Below are 18,683 nucleotides of genomic sequence, written 5' to 3'. Positions count from 1 at the left end.
AGTGACGATGCCCCAGAAACCGACCGCATGTCTTGCGCTTGCCGACGGCACCGTGTTCCACGGCCAGGGCTTCGGCGCGGTCGGGGAAGTGGTGGCCGAACTGGTCTTCAATACCGCGATGACCGGCTATCAGGAGATCATGACCGATCCCTCCTATGCCAGCCAAGTCGTGACCTTCACCTTCCCCCATATCGGCAACACCGGCGTGACCGAACAGGACGACGAGGCGCCCGAGCCCGTTGCCTCGGGCATCGTGGTGAAATGGGATCCGACCGAGCCCTCGAACTGGCGCGCCAGCGCCGACCTGATCGACTGGATGACCCGGCGCGGCCGCATCGGTATCGGCGGCGTCGATACCCGCCGCCTGACCCGCGCGATCCGCCAGCAGGGCTCGCCCCATGTCGTGCTGGCCCATGACCCCGAGGGCAATTTCGACATCGCCGCCATGGTCGCCAAGGCGCGCGGCTGGAAGGGCATCGTCGGCCTGGACCTCGCCAAGGAGGTCAGCTGCCGGCAAAGCTATCGCTGGAGCGAGGGGCTGTGGTCCTGGCCCGGCAGCTTCGGCCAGTCCGAGGAAAAGAAGCCCTTCCGCGTCGTTGCCGTCGATTACGGTGCGAAACGCAATATCCTGCGCTCGCTGGCGCAAAGCGGCGCCGAGGTGACGGTGCTGCCCGCCACCGCCACCGCCGAGGAGGTGCTGGCGCATGACCCCGAGGGCGTGTTCCTGTCCAACGGTCCGGGCGACCCGGCCGCAACCGGCGAATATGCCGTGCCGATGATCCGGGAACTGCTGGACCGCGACCTGCCGATCTTTGGTATCTGCCTGGGCCACCAGATGCTGGCGCTGGCGCTTGGCGCCCATACCGTGAAGATGAACCACGGCCATCACGGCGCGAACCACCCGGTCAAGGACGTGGAAACCGGCAAGGTCGAGATCACCTCGATGAACCACGGCTTCGCCGTCGATGCCCAGACCCTGCCCGCAGGCGTGATCGAGACCCATGTCAGCCTGTTCGACGGCTCGAACTGCGGGCTGCGCGTGGCCGACAAGCCGGTCTTCTCGGTGCAATACCATCCCGAGGCCAGCCCCGGTCCCCAAGACAGCGCCTATCTGTTCGAGCGTTTCACCGAGGCGATGCGCAGCCGGCGCGGCTGATCGAAACGCCGGCTAAGGACGGGCCAGACCGCGGTTAACCGGTTCTTAACCCTCTGCATGCCAGAGAGGGGGTCGGAACGACCCAGACCGGGAATCGCCTATGGCCCGCACCGCCCTCATCTGGCCCCTTGCCGGCGCCCCGGCCGAGGACGCCGCGCCCGCCACGACCGGCACGGTAATCGCGACCCGCGACCTGCGCCCGCTGGGCCAGATACTGATCGAGGACGGCGCGGTCGAGCCGCGCGACCTGCTCAAGGCCCTGGTCATGCGCCAGCGCCAATCCGCGCGGCTGGGCGAGATCCTCCTGGCGAACGGCTGGGTGCGGGAAGAGGCGCTGCTGCGCGCCCTGTCCCGGCAATGGCGCGCCAGCGTGCTGGACCTCAAGGCGCTGCCGCCCGATCCGCGGCTGGTCGACGCGATGGGCGCCCAGCTTTGCCTGGCCGAGGGCGCGGTGCCCTGGCGCCGGGTCGGCGGTGTCACCTTCATCGCCACCGCCCGGCCCGAAGGCTTCGAAGCATTGCAGGACCGCCTGCCCAGGGGCTTCGGCGCGGTGCGCATGCTGCTGTGTTCGGAAAACGACGCGCGCGAGGCGATCCTGGCCCTGCGCCGCACCGCGCTGATCCGCCAGGCCGAAACCCGCGTGCCCGCCCAGGAAAGTTGCCGCACCCGCAACGAGCGCCGCCTGGGCCGCATCGCCCTGGGCCTGATGGCGGCGGCGGCGCTGGGGCTGGTGCTGGCGCCTGCTGCGGTGATCGCGCTGCTGACGGCCTGGGCGGTGCTGACGCTGGTCGCCTCGGCCACGCTGAAGCTGTTCTCCTTTGCCGCCATCCTGCGCCGGCACCGGCAGGACCGCCTGCAAAAGCCGGCGCGCGGCGCCCGGCCGCAGCCCGAGATGACGGCGCCGCTGCCGGTGATCTCGGTCATGGTGCCGCTGTTCGCCGAGGCCGATATCGCCGAAAAGCTGATCGGCCGGCTGTCGCGGCTGGACTACCCGCGCGAGTTGATGGACATCCTGATCGTGGTCGAGGAGACCGACCGCGTCACCTGCGAGGCGCTGCGTGGCGTCCGGCTGCCGCGCTGGCTGCGCGTGGTCGAGGTGCCCGACGGGCCGGTGCGCACCAAGCCGCGGGCGCTGAACTATGCGCTGAACTTCTGCCGCGGCTCGATCATCGGGGTCTGGGACGCCGAGGATCGCCCCGAGCCCGGCCAGTTGCACAAGGTCGCGCGCGGCTTTCATTTCGCCCCGCCCGAAGTGGCCTGCCTGCAAGGCGTGCTGGACTATTACAACCCGCGCACCAACTGGCTGGCCCGCGCCTTCACCATCGAATACGCATCATGGTTCCGCGCCACGCTGGCCGGGGCGGCGGCGCTGGACCTGGTGGTGCCGCTCGGGGGGACGACGCTGTTCTTTCGCCGCGAGGCGCTGGAGGAGATCGGTGCCTGGGACGCCTGGAACGTGACCGAGGACGCCGACCTGGGCGTGCGCCTGACCCGGCGCGGCTATCGCACGCAGATGCTGGACACCGTGACCCATGAAGAGGCGAACTGCCGCCTGATCCCCTGGGTCAAGCAGCGCTCGCGCTGGCTCAAGGGCTTCGCGATGACCTGGGGCGTGCATATGCGCGACCCGGCGGCGCTGTGGCGCGACCTGGGAACGCGGCGCTTCGTCGGCTTGCAGGTGCAGCTTTTCGCCTCGGTCTCGCAATACCTGCTGGCGCCGGTGCTGTGGAGCTTCTGGCTGCTCAGCCTGGGCCTGCCGCATCCGATGCGGGACATGCTGTCGGGCCTGCTGGGCGGCCATGCCATCGCCCTGCTGTTCGCGCTGTTCGTGGCTTCGGAACTGCTCAACATCGCCATCGGCCTCTGGGCGGTGCGCGGGCGGGCGCATCGCCACCTGCTGCCCTGGGTGCCGACGCTGCACCTATATTTCCCGCTCGGCTGCCTGGCGGCCTGGAAGGCGATCTACGAGGTTGTGGTCAAGCCCTTCTACTGGGACAAGACCCAGCACGGCATCTTCGAGGCCAGTCTGGACGAGCCGCCCGAGCCCGCCCCGCCGCCCGCCGGCCGGCTGATCCCCCTGCGCGAAACCGCCGCCGGGCAGCCCGCGCGCGCCATCGCCGCCACAGCGGACCCGTTGCTGGTCCCCCTGCTGGGCAAGATCGACTGAGCCGATGCTGCTGCTTGGCGACGCCGGCCGCGCGAACCGCGGGTTGCGGGGGCCCCTTGGCGCGGAGCAAAGCCCTGGCGGGCATGCGCCCGGTGGCCAGCGACCAGGTTCCGACGCGGAAAGCTCTGGCTGCCGCCGGGCGCGCGATGGGCGCGAACCAGTGTACAGGCCCAGCCCTGGGGGCGCCAGCCGCGCCTGCAGGTCTTCGCGGGCCTGCGGCCCGGCGAATTCAGGGTCAGAATGCGGACCAAGTCCTGCATCAGGCGGACCAGGTCGTCGCGCAGTTCAGCCAAGCCGGGTGCGTTTCCTACCCGGTTTTCGCTTGCCGCGCGCCAAGCGATGCCCGTCGCGACCGCCTGCGGACAGGAGCGGCCAAGCCGGGCGCTCGGTGCAGACTGAACCACGGGCGGGCGCCTCCCCGCCGCGGCTTCCGGATGCGAGCAGGCGCCGCCGGACCGGGCGCGTCTGCTGCCGCCTTGTTTTCACTTGCAGCATGCGAAGCAAAGCCCGTCACAGACCCGGCAGGCAGGAGCGGCCAAGCCGGGCTCGGCATCGGCTGCAGCGCGGGTGGCGGAGCCTGCAACGGCTTCTTGGCACCAGACAGAACCGGCCGGGGCCAGATGCTTCTGCCGCCCGGTTCCCGCTCGCAGCGCATGGCGCAATGCCTGTCGCAGCGCCCCGCGGGCATGGGCGACTAAGGCGGGCGCTTGACCCACCGCGGGCTTCCTGCCTGGCTCGACCGGTCGCGAACCGGCGACGCCGGATCCCCCCGGCACCTATCCGGCCTGCGCCTCGACCCCGGCCAGGACGCCGTCGATGATCGCGCCCGCGGTCTCGACCGTCGCGGCCAGCCGCGCGGCCAGTTCCTCCAGCGAGGCCGTGCCGGTCTCGCGCAACAGGAAGGCCTGACCGCCCTTGCCCAGGTTGTCCATGTCCAAGGGCTTTTCCGTCAGCAGCCGGCCGGCACATTGCAGGCTCCACAGGAAACGCCGGGCCGAGGCCAGCGTCTCGCCCTCCGCGCCGCCGATCAGCCCGGTCCGCGGACCGGTGCGCAACTGCGCCTGCACCGCCCGCGCCGCCGAACCGGCCCGCAGCGCGAAACATTGCGCCAGCAGCTCGATGTCCTGCAACCGGCCGCGGCCGATCTTGGCCTCCCAGGCGCCGTCCGGGGCCTTGGCGGCAAAGATGCGGGCCCGCATCCCGGACAGGTCCGGCATCACCCGCGGGTCGGTGCCGCGGCTTTGCAGCACCTCGACGCGCAGCGCCTCGACCTCCTCGGCCAGCGCGGCGGCATCGGCGCCGCAGACGCCGATCACCCGGGCGCGGGTCAGGGCCAGATGCTCCCAGGTCCAGGCTTCGGTCATCTGGTAGTCGCGGAAGCTTTGCACCGAGGTCGCCACCGGCCCCTGCCGCCCCGAGGGGCGCAGCCGCATGTCCACCTCGTAAAGCCGCCCGGCCGAGGTCGGCGCCGAGATCGCGGTGATCATCGCCTGGGTCAGCCGCGCGTAATAGGCCCGCGTCGCCAGCGGCTTCGGCCCGTCCGAACTGTCCTGTCCGGCGGCGTCGTAGATCACGATCAGGTCCAGGTCCGACGCGGCGTTCAGCTGCCGCGCGCCCAGCGAGCCCATGCCCAGCACCACCGCCCCCCGGCCCGGCAGCGGCCCGTGGCGACGGGCAAGCTCGGCCGCGACGACCGGAAACAGCGCGGCCACGGCGGCATCGGCGACATCGGCATATTGCCCGCCCGCCTCCTCGGCGCCGATCAGGCTGCGCAGGTGATGCACGCCGATGCGGAACTGCCCCTCATGCGCCCAGCGCCGCGCCGCGTCCAGCGCCTGTTCATAGCCGCCGTCCGGCGCGGCCAGCGCCGCATCCAGCACCTGGTCGAGCTGGCGGCGCAGGGCGGACGCGCCGGGCCAGGCGGAAAAGAAGCTGCCGGCCAGCACCCCGTCCAGCACCTCGGGGTGGCGCGCCAGATAGGCCGCCAGCCCCGGCGCCGTGCCGCAGATGTCGGCGATCAACTCGATCAGCTGCGGATTGGCCTCGAAAAGCGAGAAGAGCTGCACCCCCGCCGGCAGCCCGGCCAGGAAGGCGTCGAAGCGCGCCAGCGCCTCCTCGGCATGGGCGGCGGCGGTCAGGCGGGTCAGCAGGTCCGGCTCGATCCGGGCAAAGACCTCGCGGCCGCGGGCCGAGCGCAGCGCGGGATAGCTGCGCCAGCGTTCCACCATCGCCTCGGCCTCGGCCGAGAGCTTCGGGCGCGCCCGCTGCTCGCCGGGGGCGAAGAAATCGCCGGTCAGCGCCTCGACCCGCGCCAGCCGTCCGGCCAGGCGCGCCGACCAGGCGGCGGTGTCGGCCTCGCCCATCATGCGGGCAATGGTGTCCAGCCCCTCGGCCGAGGCGGGCAGCGAATGGGTCTGGGCGTCGTTCACCATCTGGATGCGGTGCTCGATCTCGCGATGCTCGCGGTAATGCGCGGTCAGTTCATCGGCGACCTCGGGCGGCACCCAGCCCTTTTCGGCCAGCCGCGCCAGCCCCTCGACCGTGCCGCGCGCGCGCAGGTCGGGGTCGCGGCCACCGGCGATCAGCTGGCGGGTCTGCGTGAAGAACTCGATCTCGCGGATGCCGCCCTGGCCCAGCTTCATGTTGTGGCCCGGCACCTCGATGCGGCCGTGCAGCCCCTTGTGGTCGCGGATGCGCAGCCGCATGTCGTGGGCGTCCTGGATGGCGGCGAAGTCCAGGTGCCGCCGCCAGACGAAGGGGCGCAGCTCGCGCAGGAAGCGCGCGCCCGCCGCCAGATCGCCGCCGCAGGGCCGCGCCTTGATATAGGCGCTGCGTTCCCAGGTGCGGCCCTCGGCCTCGTAATAGGCCAGCGCCGCCGAGATCGAGATGCAGACCGGCGTCACCGCCGCATCCGGCCGCAGCCGCAGGTCGGTGCGGAAGACATAGCCCTGGTCGGTATTATCCGAGATCGTCGCCGCCGCCTTGCGGGTGGCGCGGATCAGGGCGGCGCGGGCTTCATATTGGTCGTCCGGCGCATAGGCGCCGTCGTCGTAAAGCACGATCAGGTCGATATCCGAGGAATAGTTCAGCTCTCCCGCGCCCATCTTGCCCATGGCCAGCGCGACGATGCCGCCGGCCTCGGCCCCGGTCGGGGGCAGCTTGCCGCGCGCCTGCTCGGCTGCGACATGGGCGCGCAGGGCCAGGTCGGTGGCCCGGTCGGCCAGGTCGGTCAGCGCCCCGGTCACCTGTTCCAGCCGCCAGACCCCGCCCAGGTCGGCCAGCGCCGTCCACAGCGCCACCCGCCGCTTGGCGCGGCGCAGCGCCGGGCCCAGCGCATCGGCGGAAAGCGTCTCGAACCCCGCGGTTTCGCGGGTGACGACATCCTCATGCGCCAGCGCGCCGGTCAGCCAGTCGGCCTCGCGCTCGATCAGCCCGGCCAGATAGGGGCTGCACCCGGCGGCGCCCCGGATCAGCTCGCCCAGGCGGGGATCGGCGATCCCGGTCGCTTGCAGCGCAGAGAGGCCGCGGGCAGGGTCGGCAGGGATGGGCAGGCGGGTGATGCGGGCGACGAAATCCATGGCCGCAGCCTAGCCGCAGCCAAGGCCGCGTCAATGCCGCGCGAATGGACCGAGAGGTTCAATGCTTGCGGCTTTCCCTGCTTGGCGCGAGGTGCAACTGTTGCTAGGCTCGGCCTGAGAGCAATCGACAACGCAGCCCCGACCGCCGCCAATGCGCGCCGAGATGAGAATGACCCGACCGCAGCATGCGCCGCCAGGCGCGGCGCGCCCCAGACGCCGGGGGCGCGGCTGATGCGGCACAGCCTGCCTCATGCGCCGCAATTCTATGTGACGGCGCCGCAGCCCTGCCCCTATCTGCATGGCCGGGCCGAGCGCAAGCTGTTCACCGCGCTGACCGGCGATTCGGCCAATGAGCTGAACAACGCCCTGTCGCGCCAGGGCTTCCGCCGCTCGCAGAACGTGCTTTACCGGCCCAGTTGCGAAAGCTGCGTCGCCTGCATGTCGGCGCGCATCCGGGTGTCCGAGTTCCATCCCTCGCGCACGCAGCGCCGGGTTTTGCGCAGGAACGCGCATCTGCGCCGCCTCGCCACCAGCGCCTGGGCGACCGAGGAGCAATATGAGCTGTTTCGCGCCTATCTGGACGAACGCCACGCCGATGGCGGCATGGCCGACATGGACATCTTCGAATTCGCCGCGATGATCGAGGAGACGCCGGTGCGCACCCGCGTCATCGAATATCGCACGCACCAGTGCGACAGCAGCGAAACTCCGCCCCCGCCCGGCAGCGACCGGCTGGTCGCGGTCTGCCTGACCGATGTGCTGGATGACGGGCTGAGCCTGGTCTACAGCTTCTACGACCCGGCGCTGGAGGGCATGAGCCTGGGCACCCACATCATCCTGGACCATATCGAGCTGGCGCGCAGCGCCGGCCTGCCTTTCGTCTATCTGGGCTATTGGGTGCCGGGCAGCCGCAAGATGGATTACAAGGCCAAGTTCTCGGCGCTGGAGATCTACAAGGGCGGCGTCTGGCAGCCGATCGGCGACCCGGCGCAGCACACCTCCGACATTCACCCGCTGTCCATCGACCCCATCGTCGAGCAGGTGGCGCGCATCAACCTGCCCGCGAGCCGGAAATGATTACCGAAAAAGCGCGGCTTCGGTAAGAATATTTCAAGATTTTGCGGCAGCGGGTCATTTTCTTGGACAATCGCCATTGACCGCACCGCGCCAGACCCATAGTTTTCCGCGTCGCAGCGGGGCGGCATCCCCGCCGCGTTTTTGTTCAGAGATGGAGAATGGGCATGTCCCGACAGATGACGGGTGCAAGGATGGTTATCGAGGCTCTGCGCGATCAGGGCGTCGATACGGTATTCGGCTATCCGGGCGGGGCGGTACTTCCCATCTATGACGAGATCTTCCAGCAGAACGACATCAAGCACATCCTGGTGCGCCACGAACAGGGCGCCGTCCACATGGCCGAGGGCTATGCCCGCTCGACCGGCAAGCCGGGGGTGGTGCTGGTCACGTCCGGTCCCGGCGCGACCAATGCCGTCACCGGGCTGACCGACGCGCTGATGGATTCGATCCCCATCGTCGTGCTGACCGGCCAAGTTCCGACCTTCCTGATCGGCACCGACGGCTTTCAGGAGGCCGACACAATCGGCATCACCCGACCCTGCACCAAGCACAACTGGCTGGTGAAGGAAACGGACGAGCTGGCGGCGACGATCCACAAGGCCTTCCACATTGCCACCTCGGGCCGGCCGGGGCCGGTGCTGATCGACATCCCAAAGGACGTGCAATTCGCCACCGGCGAATATGTCGGCCCCAAGCAGATCGAGACGCCCAGCTACCAGCCGGCGAAAAAGGGCGACCTGGCCACCATCACCCGGCTGGTCGAGCTGATGGAGACGGCCGAGCGGCCGATTTTCTATACCGGCGGCGGCGTCATCAATTCCGGCCCCGGCGCCAGCCAGCTGCTGCGCGAACTGGCGGATGCGACGGGCTTTCCCGTCACCTCGACGCTGATGGGGCTGGGGGCCTATCCGGCTTCGGGCAAGGGCTGGATCGGCATGCTGGGCATGCACGGGCTTTACGAGGCCAACATGGCCATGCACGATTGCGACCTGATGATCGCGGTCGGCGCGCGCTTCGACGACCGCATCACCGGGCGGGTCGCGGATTTCAGCCCCGGCTCGGTCAAGGCGCAGATCGACATCGACCCCAGCTCGATCAACAAGGTGATCCATGTCGACCTGCCCATCGTCGGCGATGTCGGCCATGTGCTGGAAGACATGCTGAAGGTCTGGAAGGCCCGCGGCCGCAAGACCAATGCCGAGCCGCTGCGGGCATGGTGGGCGCAGATCGAGCAATGGAAGGCGCGCAACTGCCTTGCCTATCGCAACTCGGACAAGGTCATCAAGCCGCAGCACGCCTTGCAGCGCCTGCAGGCGCTGACCGCTGCGCGCAAGCCCTATTTCACCACCGAGGTCGGCCAGCATCAGATGTGGGCGGCGCAGTTCCTGCATTTCGAGGATCCGAACCACTGGATGACCTCGGGCGGGCTGGGCACCATGGGCTATGGCCTGCCCGCCTCGATCGGGGTGCAGGTCGCGCATCCCGAGGCGCTGGTGATCAACGTCGCCGGCGAGGCGTCCTGGCTGATGAACATGCAGGAAATGGCAACGGCGGTGCAGTTCCGCGCCCCGGTCAAGCAGTTCATCCTGAACAACGAGCGCCTGGGCATGGTCCGGCAATGGCAGCAGTTGCTGCATGGCGAACGCTACAGCCAGAGCTGGTCGGAAAGCCTGCCCGATTTCGTCAAGCTGGCCGAGGCCTTTGGCTGCGGCGGGCGCACGGTCTCGGATCCGGCCGACCTGGACGCGGCCATCCAGGAGATGATCGACCATGACGGCCCGTTCATCCTGGACGTGCTGGTCGAAAAGCACGAGAACTGCTTCCCGATGATCCCCTCGGGCAAGCCGCATAACGAGATGCTCTTGGGCGAGGCATCGACCGAAGGCGCCATCACCGGCGCCGGCGCGGCCCTGGTCTGAGGTTAGGAGAAGAACATGGCGGCACTGAACATCCAGAAAGGCGCATCCAGCCATTCGGCCTATGACCTGCGCGACCCGAACGCCCAGATCATCGAAAGCCACACGCTTGCCGTGCTGGTCGAGAACGAGCCGGGCGTGCTGGCGCGGGTCATCGGCCTGTTTTCCGGGCGCGGCTACAATATCGACAGCCTGACCGTGGCCGAGGTGGACCACCTGGGCCACCGTTCGCGCATCACCATCGTCACCCGCGGCACGCCCGCGGTGATCGAGCAGATCAAGGCGCAGCTTGGCCGCATCGTGCCGGTGCATGATGTCCACGACCTGACCGTCGAGGGCCCCTGCGTCGAGCGCGAACTGGGCCTGTTCAAGGTCACGAGCAAGGGCGACAAGCGGGTCGAGGCGCTGCGGATCGCCGAGATCTTCCGCGCCAGCGTGGTCGATTCGACCCTGGAAAGCTTTGTCTTCGAGATCACCGGCACGCCCGAAAAGCTGGACGCCTTCGCCGAGCTGATGCGGCCGCTGGGCCTGTCGGACCAGGCCCGGACCGGCGTCGCCGCGCTGGCGCGCGGCGCCTGAACGAATCAGCGGGCGGCCACCAGTTTCAGTGGCCGCTCTTGCGCCTCGCCTTCGGCGTTCGAGATCACCCGCAACACAGGACGGGCCGGTGCGGCCTTTCCGTCCCTGTTCCTTTCGCCCATGTCCCGCAGCAGGCCGGGCAGTTCCGACCGCTTGTCGCCCCCGACGATGCTGACAAGGCGGGCATGGCGCAGGTCGGCCTGCATTTCGAACTCAAGCTCGACCAGATCGCCGGCCTCGGGCCATTCCGTCGGGACGAACAGGTTCTCCCTGCCCTGCAAATAGGCCAGGGCGCCATGATCCTCGCACCAGATCACGGCCTTTTCCTTGGCCGGACTGCTCCATAAAATAACCCCGATCATGAAAGCTCCTAAACACAAAGCCGCCCGGCAAACGAGGACGTGACCCAACCCAAGCGGGAAACTATCGGCAATTTCTCGCCTATGAAAGCAATTTTTGGCGGAACAGTTCAGTTCGGGGCAGAATCGGCAAGCAAATTGATCTTTTACGTCCGCAGATTGCCAGGATCGCAACTTTCCTTCGCAAAAACAAACCGTTCCGTTCGGATCGTAGCCCTTGCGGCAATGCCGCGGCGGCCACGCTAGCGCACCCGGCCCGCCCGGTAATCGGCCACCGCCCGCGCGACCTGCCCCATCCGCGCGCTGCGCGACGGGTGGGTGCCCAGAATTTTATCACCCGGATCGGGGATGCGGGCGAAAAACAGCGCGCCGTGCTCGGGATCGAAACCGGCATTCAGCGTGATGATCGCGCCCAGGTAATCGGCCTCAAGCTCCCAATCCTTCGAGTAGTAGCGGGCGCCGAACTGGGCGCCGAAATCCTGCGCGGTGCGAATCGTCTCGGGATCGCCGCCATAGGCGCTGGCCAGCCCGCCCAGGATCACCGCGCCCACGGTCGCGGCGCCGGTCTTGCGGCTGATATGGCCCAGGATGTGATGGCTCGCCTCGTGCCCGATGACGAAGGCCAGCTCGTCGGCATTGCGCGCCTCGCCGATCAGCGACAGGGTGAAGCCGATGATCGGCCGGCCGCTGGGATCGACGGTCTGGAAGGCATTCGGCTCGAGCCCCGCGCGGTCATCGACGACGAACTGGAAATCGCAGTTGATCGGCTGGGTGCGCCGCTGCAGGCATTCGCGCTCAACCGCCGGCTCCATGCGGCTGACGACCGAGACGAAGGTGCGCGCCGAGGCCGAGGCATTGGCCGGCGTGTCCGGGGCGGGAGTGATGACGACATCGGGCCCGCCCGGCTGCGGCACGGGCGCGGCGACACAGCCCGCAAGCACCAGCACGACCGCCGCCACCGCCTGCCATGTCCTGATCATCTGCCGCCCTCGCCTGCCCGGTGTTTGCGCCACTTTAGCCGTGGCGGCCGCCCCGCGCCAAGCCCCGGACTTGCCCCGGCCGCAATATCACGCGATTGTCGGGGAAAGCCGAACGGGAAGGATCCCCGATGTTCACCATCGAGCATGATTTCGACGCGACCGTCATCACCCTGATCGACGAATTGCCGCAGGGCGAGATCGGTTCGCGCCCGCTGAACGAGGATGTGGTCATCCACAGCTTCGACGACCGCGTCGTGGTCGAGCAATTCGACCCCGATACCGGCGAGCTGGCGCAGATCGTCCTGACCATCGAGCAGCTGGAAGAGCTGCGCGCCGCGCTGAACCTGCCCGAGGGCAACTATCGGCTGCAACGCGGCTAGCTCGTCGGTCCAGCCAGTCGGGCCGGCTAGTCGATGCGGAACAGCTTGTCGCGCGCCGTGGCGCCGCGGACCAGCACCAGCCGCGACTTGGCCACCCCCAGCGCCTTGGCCAGCAGCTTGACCACCGCGGCATTGGCCTTGCCGTCCTCGGGGACCACGGTGACGGTGACGCGGATCGCCTCGCCGTCCAGGATCACCGCATTGCGCGAGGCGCGCGGAGTGACGCGGACGGCGATTTCGGCGCCGGGCCGGGCAAGATGGCTCAGGTCGGTCATGCCCCTTTCAAGCCGGGCGCGGCGAAAAAGGCAATGCCGGCTGGTGCCGGCGGGCCGGCGCGGCTATCTGAAGGGCAGGACATGCGCGAACCCGACGAGGACCGAATGGAATATGCCGATCCCGCCACCCTGGCCTTCCTGGCACGCCGACGCTCGCACCCGCCGAAACTGCTGACCGGCCCGCCCCCCTCGCGCGAGGCGTTGATGGAACTGCTGGAACTGGCCGCCCGCGTGCCCGACCACGGCAAGCTGGAACCCTGGCGCTTCACGGTGCTGGAGCGCGCGACGCTGGACCGGCTGGCGCCCGTCTTGGCCCAGCATGTGCTGACCAAGGGCGGGGACGAGGCGGCGGCGGAAAAGGCGCGCTCCGCCTTTGGCTCGCCGCTGATCGTGGCGGTGGTCTCGACCCCGGTCGAAAGCCCCAAGGTGCCGGAATGGGAGCAGTTCCTGTCCGCGGGCGCGGTCTGCCTGGAGCTGGTGAACGCGGCGCTGGCGGCGGGCTATGGCGCGGCTTGGCTGACCGGCCCGGCGGCCGAGCCGGATTTCGCCCGCGCCCATCTGGGCCTGGGCGCGGGCGAGCGCATCGTCGGGCTGATCCATATCGGCCGGCGCGGCCCGACCCCGCCCGAGCGGCCGCGCCCGGATGTCGCGGCCAAGACGACCTTCCTGTGATGGTGCTGCGGGCGCTGATTCTGGCCTGGGGCGACCTGCTGCGGCCGCGCATCTTCGGCGTGGTCGCGCTTGGCGTGGCGCTGACGCTGGCCCTGCTGGTGGCGCTGCAGGTCGGGGCGTTCTGGGCGATCCGCGCCTTTGCGCCCGAGACCCTGGCCCTGCCCTGGATCGGCCCGGTGCCGCTGGCGCCGGCGCTGTCCTGGGGCTCGCTGCTGCTGTTCCCGCTGATGAGCATCTTCCTGATGATCCCGGTCGCCGCGGGCTTTTCGGGCCTGTTCGCCGAGCGGGTTTCGGAAGCGGTCGAAGAGACGCATTATCCCGGCAACAAGGGCCTGCCCATCGATTTCTGGGACGGGCTTTGGGAATCGCTGGCGGTCATGGGCGCGGTGATCCTGGTCACGCTGGTCACGCTGGCGCTGGCGCCCTTCCTGGGCCCGCTGGCCTCGCTGCTGTTCTATGGCGGCAACGGCTGGCTGCTGGGGCGCGAGTTCTTCCAGATGGCGGCGCGGCGCCACCTGCACGAGCCGCAGGCGACCGCGCTGCGCCGCGGCCTGGCGGTGCAGGCCACGGCGCTGGGGGTGCTGATCGCGGCCCTGCTGACGGTGCCGGTCCTGAACGTGGTCGTCCCGGTGCTAGCGGCGGCGGGCTTCACCCACCTCTACCATCTCAGCGCGTCCAGGCCTCGAGGTCGGCGCGGGTGATGACCCCGGCGATGATAACATAGGCGATCACGCCCCAGACCAGGGCGGCGATCAGCGTCGCCCACAGCGCCTTCTTCTTCAGCTTGGGCTCATGCGGGGCGCCGGCCGGGGTGCCGGGCGTCACCTGCCCGACATCGGCCTGGCTTTGCTGGCCGATCGGCAGCAGCACGAACAGCACCAGAAACCACAGCACGGCGTAAAGGACGATGCCCCCGGTCAGGCTCATCAGACCTGCTCCAGCTCGATCAGGCAGCCGTTGAAATCCTTGGGATGCAAGAACAGCACCGGCTTGCCATGCGCGCCGATCTTCGGCTCGCCATTGCCCAGCACGCGCGCGCCCTCGGCCTTCAGCTTGTCGCGGGCGGCCAGGATGTCGTCGACCTCGAAGCACATGTGATGGATGCCGCCCGAGGGGTTCTTTTCCAGGAAGCCCTTGATCGGGCTTTCGTCGCCCAGCGGATAGAGCAATTCGATCTTGGTGTTCGGCAATTCGATGAAGACGACGGTGACGCCGTGATCGGGCTCGTCCTGCGGCGCGCCCACCCTGGCGCCAAGGCTGTTTTCATATTGCGCTGCCGCCGCCTTCAGGTCGGGCACGGCGATGGCGACATGGTTCAGGCGTCCGATCATCACTTCCTCCGTCATTTGCGCCCTTCTAAGGCCAGAGCCCCGCGGGGGAAAGGAAAAGAAGCCGCCGTTAACCGCTTCTTAGGGAAAACGCGCAATCCTTGGGACAGAATGTGATTCCCAGTTAGGATTTTACGAGATGGAACAGGAAAACATCGGTGCGGAAGACTTTCCCACCTGGCGGGCCACCCTACCGAACCGGCCGCTGACCGGGCTGACGGTGCTGGTGGTCGAGGATTCGCGCGTCGCCTCGGAGGCGGTGCGGCTGCTGTGCCTGCGCTCGGGCGCGCGCATCCGGCGGGCCGACAGCATCCGCTCGGCCCTGCGGCATCTAAAGACCTACCGGCCGGGGGCGGTGATCGTGGACATGGGCCTGCCCGACGGCGACGGTGCCGACATGATCGCCACCATCGCCCGCGCCATGCCGCGGGTGCCGGTAATCCTGGGCATCTCGGGCGACCCGGCCAGGCGCGAGGCGGCGATCGCGGCCGGCGCGGACGGTTTCCTGGCGAAACCCGTCGAAAGCCTGGCGCTGTTCCAGGAGGCGATCCTGGCCGCCCTGCCGCCCGATGCGCGGCCGCAAGGACTGCGCATCCTGCCCGACGAGACGATCCCCGCCGATCCCGAGGCGCTGCGCGACGATCTGGCGCATGTCGCCGACGTGCTGGCAGAGGCCGAGGACACCGCGGCCATCGACTATATCGCGCGCTTCCTGGCCGGGGTTGCGCGCTCGGCCCATGACCGGATGCTGGAGGATGCGGCGGCCACGCTGGCGCGCGACCATGCACAGGGCCGGGCGCTCGCCACCGGCCTGGCGCGGATCAGCGGGCTGGTGCAGGACCGGCTGGCAAGCGCGCGGAACGCATAAGCCCTAGCCCGCGGTCAGCGCCGACAGGCTTTGCCGCTGGCGCCCCTCGGCATCGAAATTGCCGGGCGCGAGCCATGCCTGGTGCGCACGCGCCAGGGCAGGCCAGTCGCGGTCGATGATCGCATACCAGGCCGTGTCGCGGTTGCGGCCCTTGTAGATCATGTGCTGGCGGAAAACGCCCTCGAAGGCGAAGCCATAGCGCAGTGCCGCCCGGCGGGACGGGGCGTTCAGCGCGTCGCATTTCCATTCGACCCGGCGATAGCCCGCATCGAAGGCCCAGCCGATCATCAGCGAGATGGCCTCGGTCGCGGCCGGGCTGCGCTGCATCGGCGGCGCGATCTCGATATGGCCGATCTCGATCACCCCATTGGCCGGGTCGATGCGCAGGAACGAGGCAAGCCCGCCGACCTTGCCGGTCGCGCGGTCGCGCAGGGCATAGAAATACGGGTCCGCCTTGGCCGCCATCCCGGCCTGCCAGGCGCGATAGGCCGGCAGATCGGCGAAGGGGCCATAGCCCAGGTAGTCCCAGACCCAATCCTGCCCCTGGTTGGCCGCGAACAGATCCTCGGCATGGCGGTCGGGGTCCAGGCGCTCCAGCAGCACATGGCGGCCCTCGATCCGCTCAGGACCGGGCGGGGACGGCGGAACGAAGCCCGCGACCAGCGGGCCGGTCGGCCGCAAGCCGCCGCCCTGGGCCGAAGGCGCGGGCGCGCGGTCGAGGTGATCCTGGGACATGGGCAGAGCTCCGGCGAAGGCTCAGGCCAGCATCCGCGGATCGCCGCCAAGGTCAAGGCCGGGAAAGATCTCGCGCTCCAGCCTGTCGCGCGCGATCCCGAACAGCCCATGCATGGCCCAGGCGGCATAGGCGCGGATGTCGCGCGTGGGCATCAGGTCGCGGCCGGCATAAAGCTGGCCCTCGCCCAGGCCCGGCCAGTCGCCGAAGGCGCGCCCGCCCCGAATCGCGCCGCCTGCCATCAACAGCGCGCCGCCGGTGCCGTGATCTGTCCCGCCCGAGCCGTTCTCGCGCACGGTGCGGCCGAACTCGGTCATGGCCAGAACCGTGGTGCGATCCCAGTTCGGCCCCAGGCCTTCGCGCAGCTTCAGGATCGCCGCCGCCAGCCGGTCCAACCCCCGGCCCAGCACGGCGGCCTGGTTGGCATGGCTGTCCCAGCCGGCTAGCGAAAAGGCGGCGATGCGGCTTGCGGCATTCAGCCGGCTGGCGGCAAAGGCGGCCAGCGCCTGCGCATCGGCGGTCGGCCCCGGCATCTTGCCCAGGTCCGAGGTCTCGGCGCTGATCTGCGTCGCATCCTGCGCCGCGTCGCGAAACAGCGGGTCGTCGTGATAGACATGCTCCAGCAGCATCTGCGCCTGCGGCGACAGCTTCAGCCAGGCCCGCGGCGCCCAGCTGAGATGCGCGGCCTTGCCGGTCAGGATCTTCATCTGCTCGACGCCGACGGAATAGGCGGTCTCGGCCGTGGCGTCCGGCATCGCCTGCAGCAGTCGGTTCAGCCAGCCACCCACCCGCCGGTCCACCGGCAGGTCGTTGCCGGTGCCCGCCTCCAGCAGATCCTGGCCGTCGAAATGGCTGCGCTTGTCGCGATAGGGGGTCGAGACGGCATGGGCGAAGGCCAGCTCGCCCTTTTGCCACAGCGGCAAGAGCGGCTCCAGCCGCGGATGCAGCGCATAGAAGCCATCGAGGTCCAGCGCACCGTTTTCCGGCCCGACCGACAGGCTGCGGCGCAGCTTGCGCAGCATCGGGTCGCCATAGGGCTGGATCGCGTCCAGCCCGTCCATGGCGCCGCGCAGGATGATGACGACCAGCCGGTTCTCGCCCGGCAGCGCCGCGAAGGTCATCGAACTCATCAGCGGATGCGCCGCGGCCGAGCAGCCGATCAGCGCCGCCCCCTTCAGAAACAGGCGCCGGTCCAGTGTCAGCATCTGACCATCCTCCTATCGCCGGTTGAAATCGCCCGAGGCGAGGATCAGCGCCACGCCCTCGGCCGCCGATTCCGCCTTGGGTACGGCCCAGGCCAGTTCCGCCGATTGCGTGCCGCCGAAGGCCGAGACCAGCATCTCGCGCGGGTCGGGCAATTCGTCCAGCAGCAGGCGGGGAATGCGCAGCGACCAGTTGATCCGCGCGGCCAGGGTCTGCGCCGCGATCCAGGCATCGGCCGCCTCGGGCCAGCCGTCGGGGCCCTTGGGCCGGCCCCAGGGCTGGCCCATGGCCTCGAGCGGGCCCCAGGCGATGCGGCGGAACGCGGACAGTTCCAGCCGGGCGATCCCTTCGCCGCGGATGCCCAGCGCCCTGAGCCCGGCCACGCAGAAATCGAAGGGCTGGCGCACCTTCTGCCGCAGGCCGGACGCCAGGTCGGGATGGCTGGCCAGCACGCGATAGACCTGCGGCAGGTCGCCGCCCGTGTCGCGCCAGGTGGCCGCCATGGCCTCGACCAGATCCTCGGACGGGTCGTCCGAGACGAAATGCACCGCCAGCTTGCGCGACAGGTGCCGCGCGGTCTCGGGCCGGCGGGCGATGTCGCGAAAGGCGTCGCGGATGGCGTCGAGCCCGTCGCGCCGGCCGCCGCCATAGGCCCGGCCCAACACCGTCTCGGCGCCCGGCTCGGCCCAGAGCGGGCGAAAGGCGAAGCCCGCCTGATGCGAGAAGCTGAGCCCGGTCAGCAGCTTGGCCAGTTCGCGCACGTCCTTTTGGTCGTAGCCGGCGCCCACGCCCAGCGAATGCAGCTCCAGCGCCTCGCGGGCCAGGTTCTCGTTCAGCCCGAAATGGCGATCCGGGCGGCGCCGGGCGACGGGCGAGCCCGGTCCGCGGCTGGAGATCTGGTCCAGATAGACCAGCATCATCGGATGGGTGTCGGCGGCAAGGAACATGTCCTCGAACCGGCCGTTCACATGCGGGCGGATCGCCTCGTCCACGAAGGCCAGCGCCAGGGCATTGTTCATCTTGTCGGTCGCGCGGACGGTGAAATGGTCGGCCCAGAACTGCACCAGCCTTTCGCCGAAGCCGATCGGGTCGTCCAGGGCGCGGATCACCCGGAGGCGCAGGCCCTCGACCGGCAGTTCGCCGAGCCGGCGCTCGGCCTCCTGCCCCTCGGGCGGCTCGGGCCGCTCCTCGCGCCGGGCCAGGCGGAGTTCGCGAAACCGCGTCGCGAAGGCGCTGGCCTTTTCGGTGGTCATCGCCTCGGGGCCAGGACCGGCGCTTGCGGGACCGGCCAGAACCGCCTCGACATCGGCGGGCGGCGGCATCAGCGGCGACAGACCAAAGCCCAGCCGGATCGCCGCCAGTTCGGGAAATCCAAAGCTCATGCAATCATCCTTGCAGGGGAAATCGCCCCC

The 18,683-nt window shown here is 69.4% G+C and carries 18 protein-coding genes; 9 read left to right on the top strand and 9 right to left on the bottom strand.

Going from position 1 to position 18,683, the window contains the following annotated elements; genetic code table 11:
- Positions 1-7 precede the first annotated feature (7 nt).
- On the top strand, positions 8-1,156 hold the full coding sequence (gene carA, locus ACDP63_RS08075) for a glutamine-hydrolyzing carbamoyl-phosphate synthase small subunit (RefSeq protein ID WP_024843089.1): 1,149 nt from the start codon (positions 8-10) through the stop codon (positions 1,154-1,156).
- A gap of 100 nt (positions 1,157-1,256) precedes the next feature.
- Complete coding sequence (locus ACDP63_RS08070; RefSeq protein WP_024843090.1) at positions 1,257-3,323, top strand: glycosyltransferase; 2,067 nt, start codon at positions 1,257-1,259, stop codon at positions 3,321-3,323.
- Positions 3,324-4,099: 776 nt separating this feature from the next.
- Here the strand turns inward: ACDP63_RS08070 and ACDP63_RS08065 are convergent.
- Positions 4,100-6,901, bottom strand: coding sequence for a glutamine-synthetase adenylyltransferase (locus ACDP63_RS08065; RefSeq protein ID WP_024843091.1), 2,802 nt, complete (start codon positions 6,899-6,901; stop codon positions 4,100-4,102).
- 231 nt (positions 6,902-7,132) lie between these two features.
- Here ACDP63_RS08065 and ACDP63_RS08060 point away from each other — a divergent pair, with 231 nt between their 5' ends.
- The 3 genes from ACDP63_RS08060 (at position 7,133) to ilvN (ending at position 10,473) form a co-directional block, all read left to right on the top strand.
- A complete protein-coding gene (locus ACDP63_RS08060; protein ID WP_024843092.1) occupies positions 7,133-7,978 on the top strand; it encodes an arginyltransferase in 846 nt (281 codons plus the stop codon).
- Positions 7,979-8,142: 164 nt separating this feature from the next.
- Positions 8,143-9,897, top strand: coding sequence for an acetolactate synthase 3 large subunit (locus ACDP63_RS08055; RefSeq protein WP_024843093.1), 1,755 nt, complete (start codon positions 8,143-8,145; stop codon positions 9,895-9,897).
- Positions 9,898-9,912: 15 nt separating this feature from the next.
- Complete coding sequence (gene ilvN, locus ACDP63_RS08050) at positions 9,913-10,473, top strand: acetolactate synthase small subunit (protein ID WP_024843094.1); 561 nt, start codon at positions 9,913-9,915, stop codon at positions 10,471-10,473.
- 5 nt (positions 10,474-10,478) lie between these two features.
- Here ilvN and ACDP63_RS08045 read toward each other — a convergent pair whose 3' ends face one another.
- Both ACDP63_RS08045 and ACDP63_RS08040 read right to left on the bottom strand, forming a co-directional pair.
- Positions 10,479-10,835: a hypothetical protein gene (locus ACDP63_RS08045; RefSeq protein ID WP_024843095.1), complete on the bottom strand. Its 357-nt coding sequence runs from the start codon at positions 10,833-10,835 to the stop codon at positions 10,479-10,481.
- A 239-nt stretch (positions 10,836-11,074) separates the two neighbouring features.
- Positions 11,075-11,812 carry a M48 family metalloprotease gene (locus tag ACDP63_RS08040; protein ID WP_024843096.1) on the bottom strand — a complete coding sequence of 246 codons (738 nt, stop codon included), beginning with the start codon at positions 11,810-11,812 and terminating at the stop codon, positions 11,075-11,077.
- Positions 11,813-11,940: 128 nt separating this feature from the next.
- Between ACDP63_RS08040 and ACDP63_RS08035 the strand changes: the two genes are divergently transcribed.
- Positions 11,941-12,192 (top strand): hypothetical protein, encoded by a 252-nt coding sequence (locus tag ACDP63_RS08035; protein WP_024843097.1) that lies wholly within the window; start codon positions 11,941-11,943, stop codon positions 12,190-12,192.
- Positions 12,193-12,218: 26 nt separating this feature from the next.
- Here the strand turns inward: ACDP63_RS08035 and ACDP63_RS08030 are convergent, their stop codons facing one another.
- On the bottom strand, positions 12,219-12,467 hold the full coding sequence (locus tag ACDP63_RS08030; protein WP_024843098.1) for a DUF167 domain-containing protein: 249 nt from the start codon (positions 12,465-12,467) through the stop codon (positions 12,219-12,221).
- Positions 12,468-12,572: 105 nt separating this feature from the next.
- Between ACDP63_RS08030 and ACDP63_RS08025 the strand changes: the two genes are divergently transcribed.
- Together ACDP63_RS08025 and ACDP63_RS08020 are read left to right on the top strand one after the other, a co-directional pair.
- Complete coding sequence (locus ACDP63_RS08025) at positions 12,573-13,139, top strand: nitroreductase (RefSeq protein WP_028709919.1); 567 nt, start codon at positions 12,573-12,575, stop codon at positions 13,137-13,139.
- On the top strand, positions 13,139-13,840 hold the full coding sequence (locus ACDP63_RS08020) for an EI24 domain-containing protein (RefSeq protein ID WP_024843100.1): 702 nt from the start codon (positions 13,139-13,141) through the stop codon (positions 13,838-13,840). The genes ACDP63_RS08025 and ACDP63_RS08020 overlap by 1 nt, the downstream gene beginning before the upstream one ends.
- Here the strand turns inward: ACDP63_RS08020 and ACDP63_RS08015 are convergent.
- Positions 13,806-14,066: a DUF1467 family protein gene (locus ACDP63_RS08015; RefSeq protein WP_024843101.1), complete on the bottom strand. Its 261-nt coding sequence runs from the start codon at positions 14,064-14,066 to the stop codon at positions 13,806-13,808. The genes ACDP63_RS08020 and ACDP63_RS08015 overlap by 35 nt on opposite strands.
- The gene (mce, locus tag ACDP63_RS08010; RefSeq protein ID WP_024843102.1) at positions 14,066-14,470 is read right to left on the bottom strand and encodes a methylmalonyl-CoA epimerase; all 405 of its coding nucleotides are present in this window, start codon (positions 14,468-14,470) and stop codon (positions 14,066-14,068) included. The genes ACDP63_RS08015 and mce overlap by 1 nt, the downstream gene beginning before the upstream one ends.
- Positions 14,471-14,606: 136 nt before the next feature.
- Between mce and ACDP63_RS08005 the strand changes: the two genes are divergently transcribed.
- A complete protein-coding gene (locus ACDP63_RS08005) occupies positions 14,607-15,335 on the top strand; it encodes a response regulator (protein WP_024843103.1) in 729 nt (242 codons plus the stop codon).
- A 3-nt stretch (positions 15,336-15,338) separates the two neighbouring features.
- Here ACDP63_RS08005 and ACDP63_RS08000 read toward each other — a convergent pair whose 3' ends face one another.
- The 3 genes from ACDP63_RS08000 to ACDP63_RS07990 are packed head-to-tail and all read right to left on the bottom strand — an operon-like array spanning position 15,339 to position 18,653.
- Positions 15,339-16,070: a GNAT family N-acetyltransferase gene (locus ACDP63_RS08000; protein ID WP_051419471.1), complete on the bottom strand. Its 732-nt coding sequence runs from the start codon at positions 16,068-16,070 to the stop codon at positions 15,339-15,341.
- Between the two features lie 21 nt (positions 16,071-16,091).
- The gene (locus tag ACDP63_RS07995; RefSeq protein WP_024843105.1) at positions 16,092-17,273 is read right to left on the bottom strand and encodes a DUF1501 domain-containing protein; all 1,182 of its coding nucleotides are present in this window, start codon (positions 17,271-17,273) and stop codon (positions 16,092-16,094) included.
- 12 nt (positions 17,274-17,285) lie between these two features.
- Positions 17,286-18,653, bottom strand: coding sequence for a DUF1800 family protein (locus ACDP63_RS07990; RefSeq protein ID WP_024843106.1), 1,368 nt, complete (start codon positions 18,651-18,653; stop codon positions 17,286-17,288).
- Between the last annotated feature and the right edge of the window lie 30 nt (positions 18,654-18,683).

The sequence above is a fragment of the Paracoccus sp. P2 genome (assembly GCF_046335115.1).
Classification (GTDB): Bacteria; Pseudomonadota; Alphaproteobacteria; order Rhodobacterales; family Rhodobacteraceae; genus Paracoccus; species Paracoccus pantotrophus.
The sequence above is the reverse complement of the archived record's forward strand: the minus strand, read 5'-3'. Positions and strand labels throughout refer to the sequence as shown.

Coding starts and splice junctions, on each gene's coding strand:
- ACDP63_RS07990 (WP_024843106.1), bottom strand. CDS start 18,653: ATGAGCTTTGGATTTCCCGAACTGGCGGCGATCCGGCTGGGCTTTGGT.
- ACDP63_RS08035 (WP_024843097.1), top strand. CDS start 11,941: ATGTTCACCATCGAGCATGATTTCGACGCGACCGTCATCACCCTGATC.
- ACDP63_RS08005 (WP_024843103.1), top strand. CDS start 14,607: ATGGAACAGGAAAACATCGGTGCGGAAGACTTTCCCACCTGGCGGGCC.
- ACDP63_RS08030 (WP_024843098.1), bottom strand. CDS start 12,467: ATGACCGACCTGAGCCATCTTGCCCGGCCCGGCGCCGAAATCGCCGTC.
- ACDP63_RS08065 (WP_024843091.1), bottom strand. CDS start 6,901: ATGGATTTCGTCGCCCGCATCACCCGCCTGCCCATCCCTGCCGACCCT.
- ACDP63_RS08020 (WP_024843100.1), top strand. CDS start 13,139: ATGGTGCTGCGGGCGCTGATTCTGGCCTGGGGCGACCTGCTGCGGCCG.
- ACDP63_RS08055 (WP_024843093.1), top strand. CDS start 8,143: ATGTCCCGACAGATGACGGGTGCAAGGATGGTTATCGAGGCTCTGCGC.
- ACDP63_RS08045 (WP_024843095.1), bottom strand. CDS start 10,835: ATGATCGGGGTTATTTTATGGAGCAGTCCGGCCAAGGAAAAGGCCGTG.
- ACDP63_RS07995 (WP_024843105.1), bottom strand. CDS start 17,273: ATGCTGACACTGGACCGGCGCCTGTTTCTGAAGGGGGCGGCGCTGATC.
- ACDP63_RS08060 (WP_024843092.1), top strand. CDS start 7,133: ATGCGGCACAGCCTGCCTCATGCGCCGCAATTCTATGTGACGGCGCCG.
- carA (WP_024843089.1), top strand. CDS start 8: ATGCCCCAGAAACCGACCGCATGTCTTGCGCTTGCCGACGGCACCGTG.
- ACDP63_RS08040 (WP_024843096.1), bottom strand. CDS start 11,812: ATGATCAGGACATGGCAGGCGGTGGCGGCGGTCGTGCTGGTGCTTGCG.
- ACDP63_RS08015 (WP_024843101.1), bottom strand. CDS start 14,066: ATGAGCCTGACCGGGGGCATCGTCCTTTACGCCGTGCTGTGGTTTCTG.
- ACDP63_RS08070 (WP_024843090.1), top strand. CDS start 1,257: ATGGCCCGCACCGCCCTCATCTGGCCCCTTGCCGGCGCCCCGGCCGAG.
- ACDP63_RS08025 (WP_028709919.1), top strand. CDS start 12,573: ATGGAATATGCCGATCCCGCCACCCTGGCCTTCCTGGCACGCCGACGC.
- ilvN (WP_024843094.1), top strand. CDS start 9,913: ATGGCGGCACTGAACATCCAGAAAGGCGCATCCAGCCATTCGGCCTAT.
- ACDP63_RS08000 (WP_051419471.1), bottom strand. CDS start 16,070: ATGTCCCAGGATCACCTCGACCGCGCGCCCGCGCCTTCGGCCCAGGGC.
- mce (WP_024843102.1), bottom strand. CDS start 14,470: ATGATCGGACGCCTGAACCATGTCGCCATCGCCGTGCCCGACCTGAAG.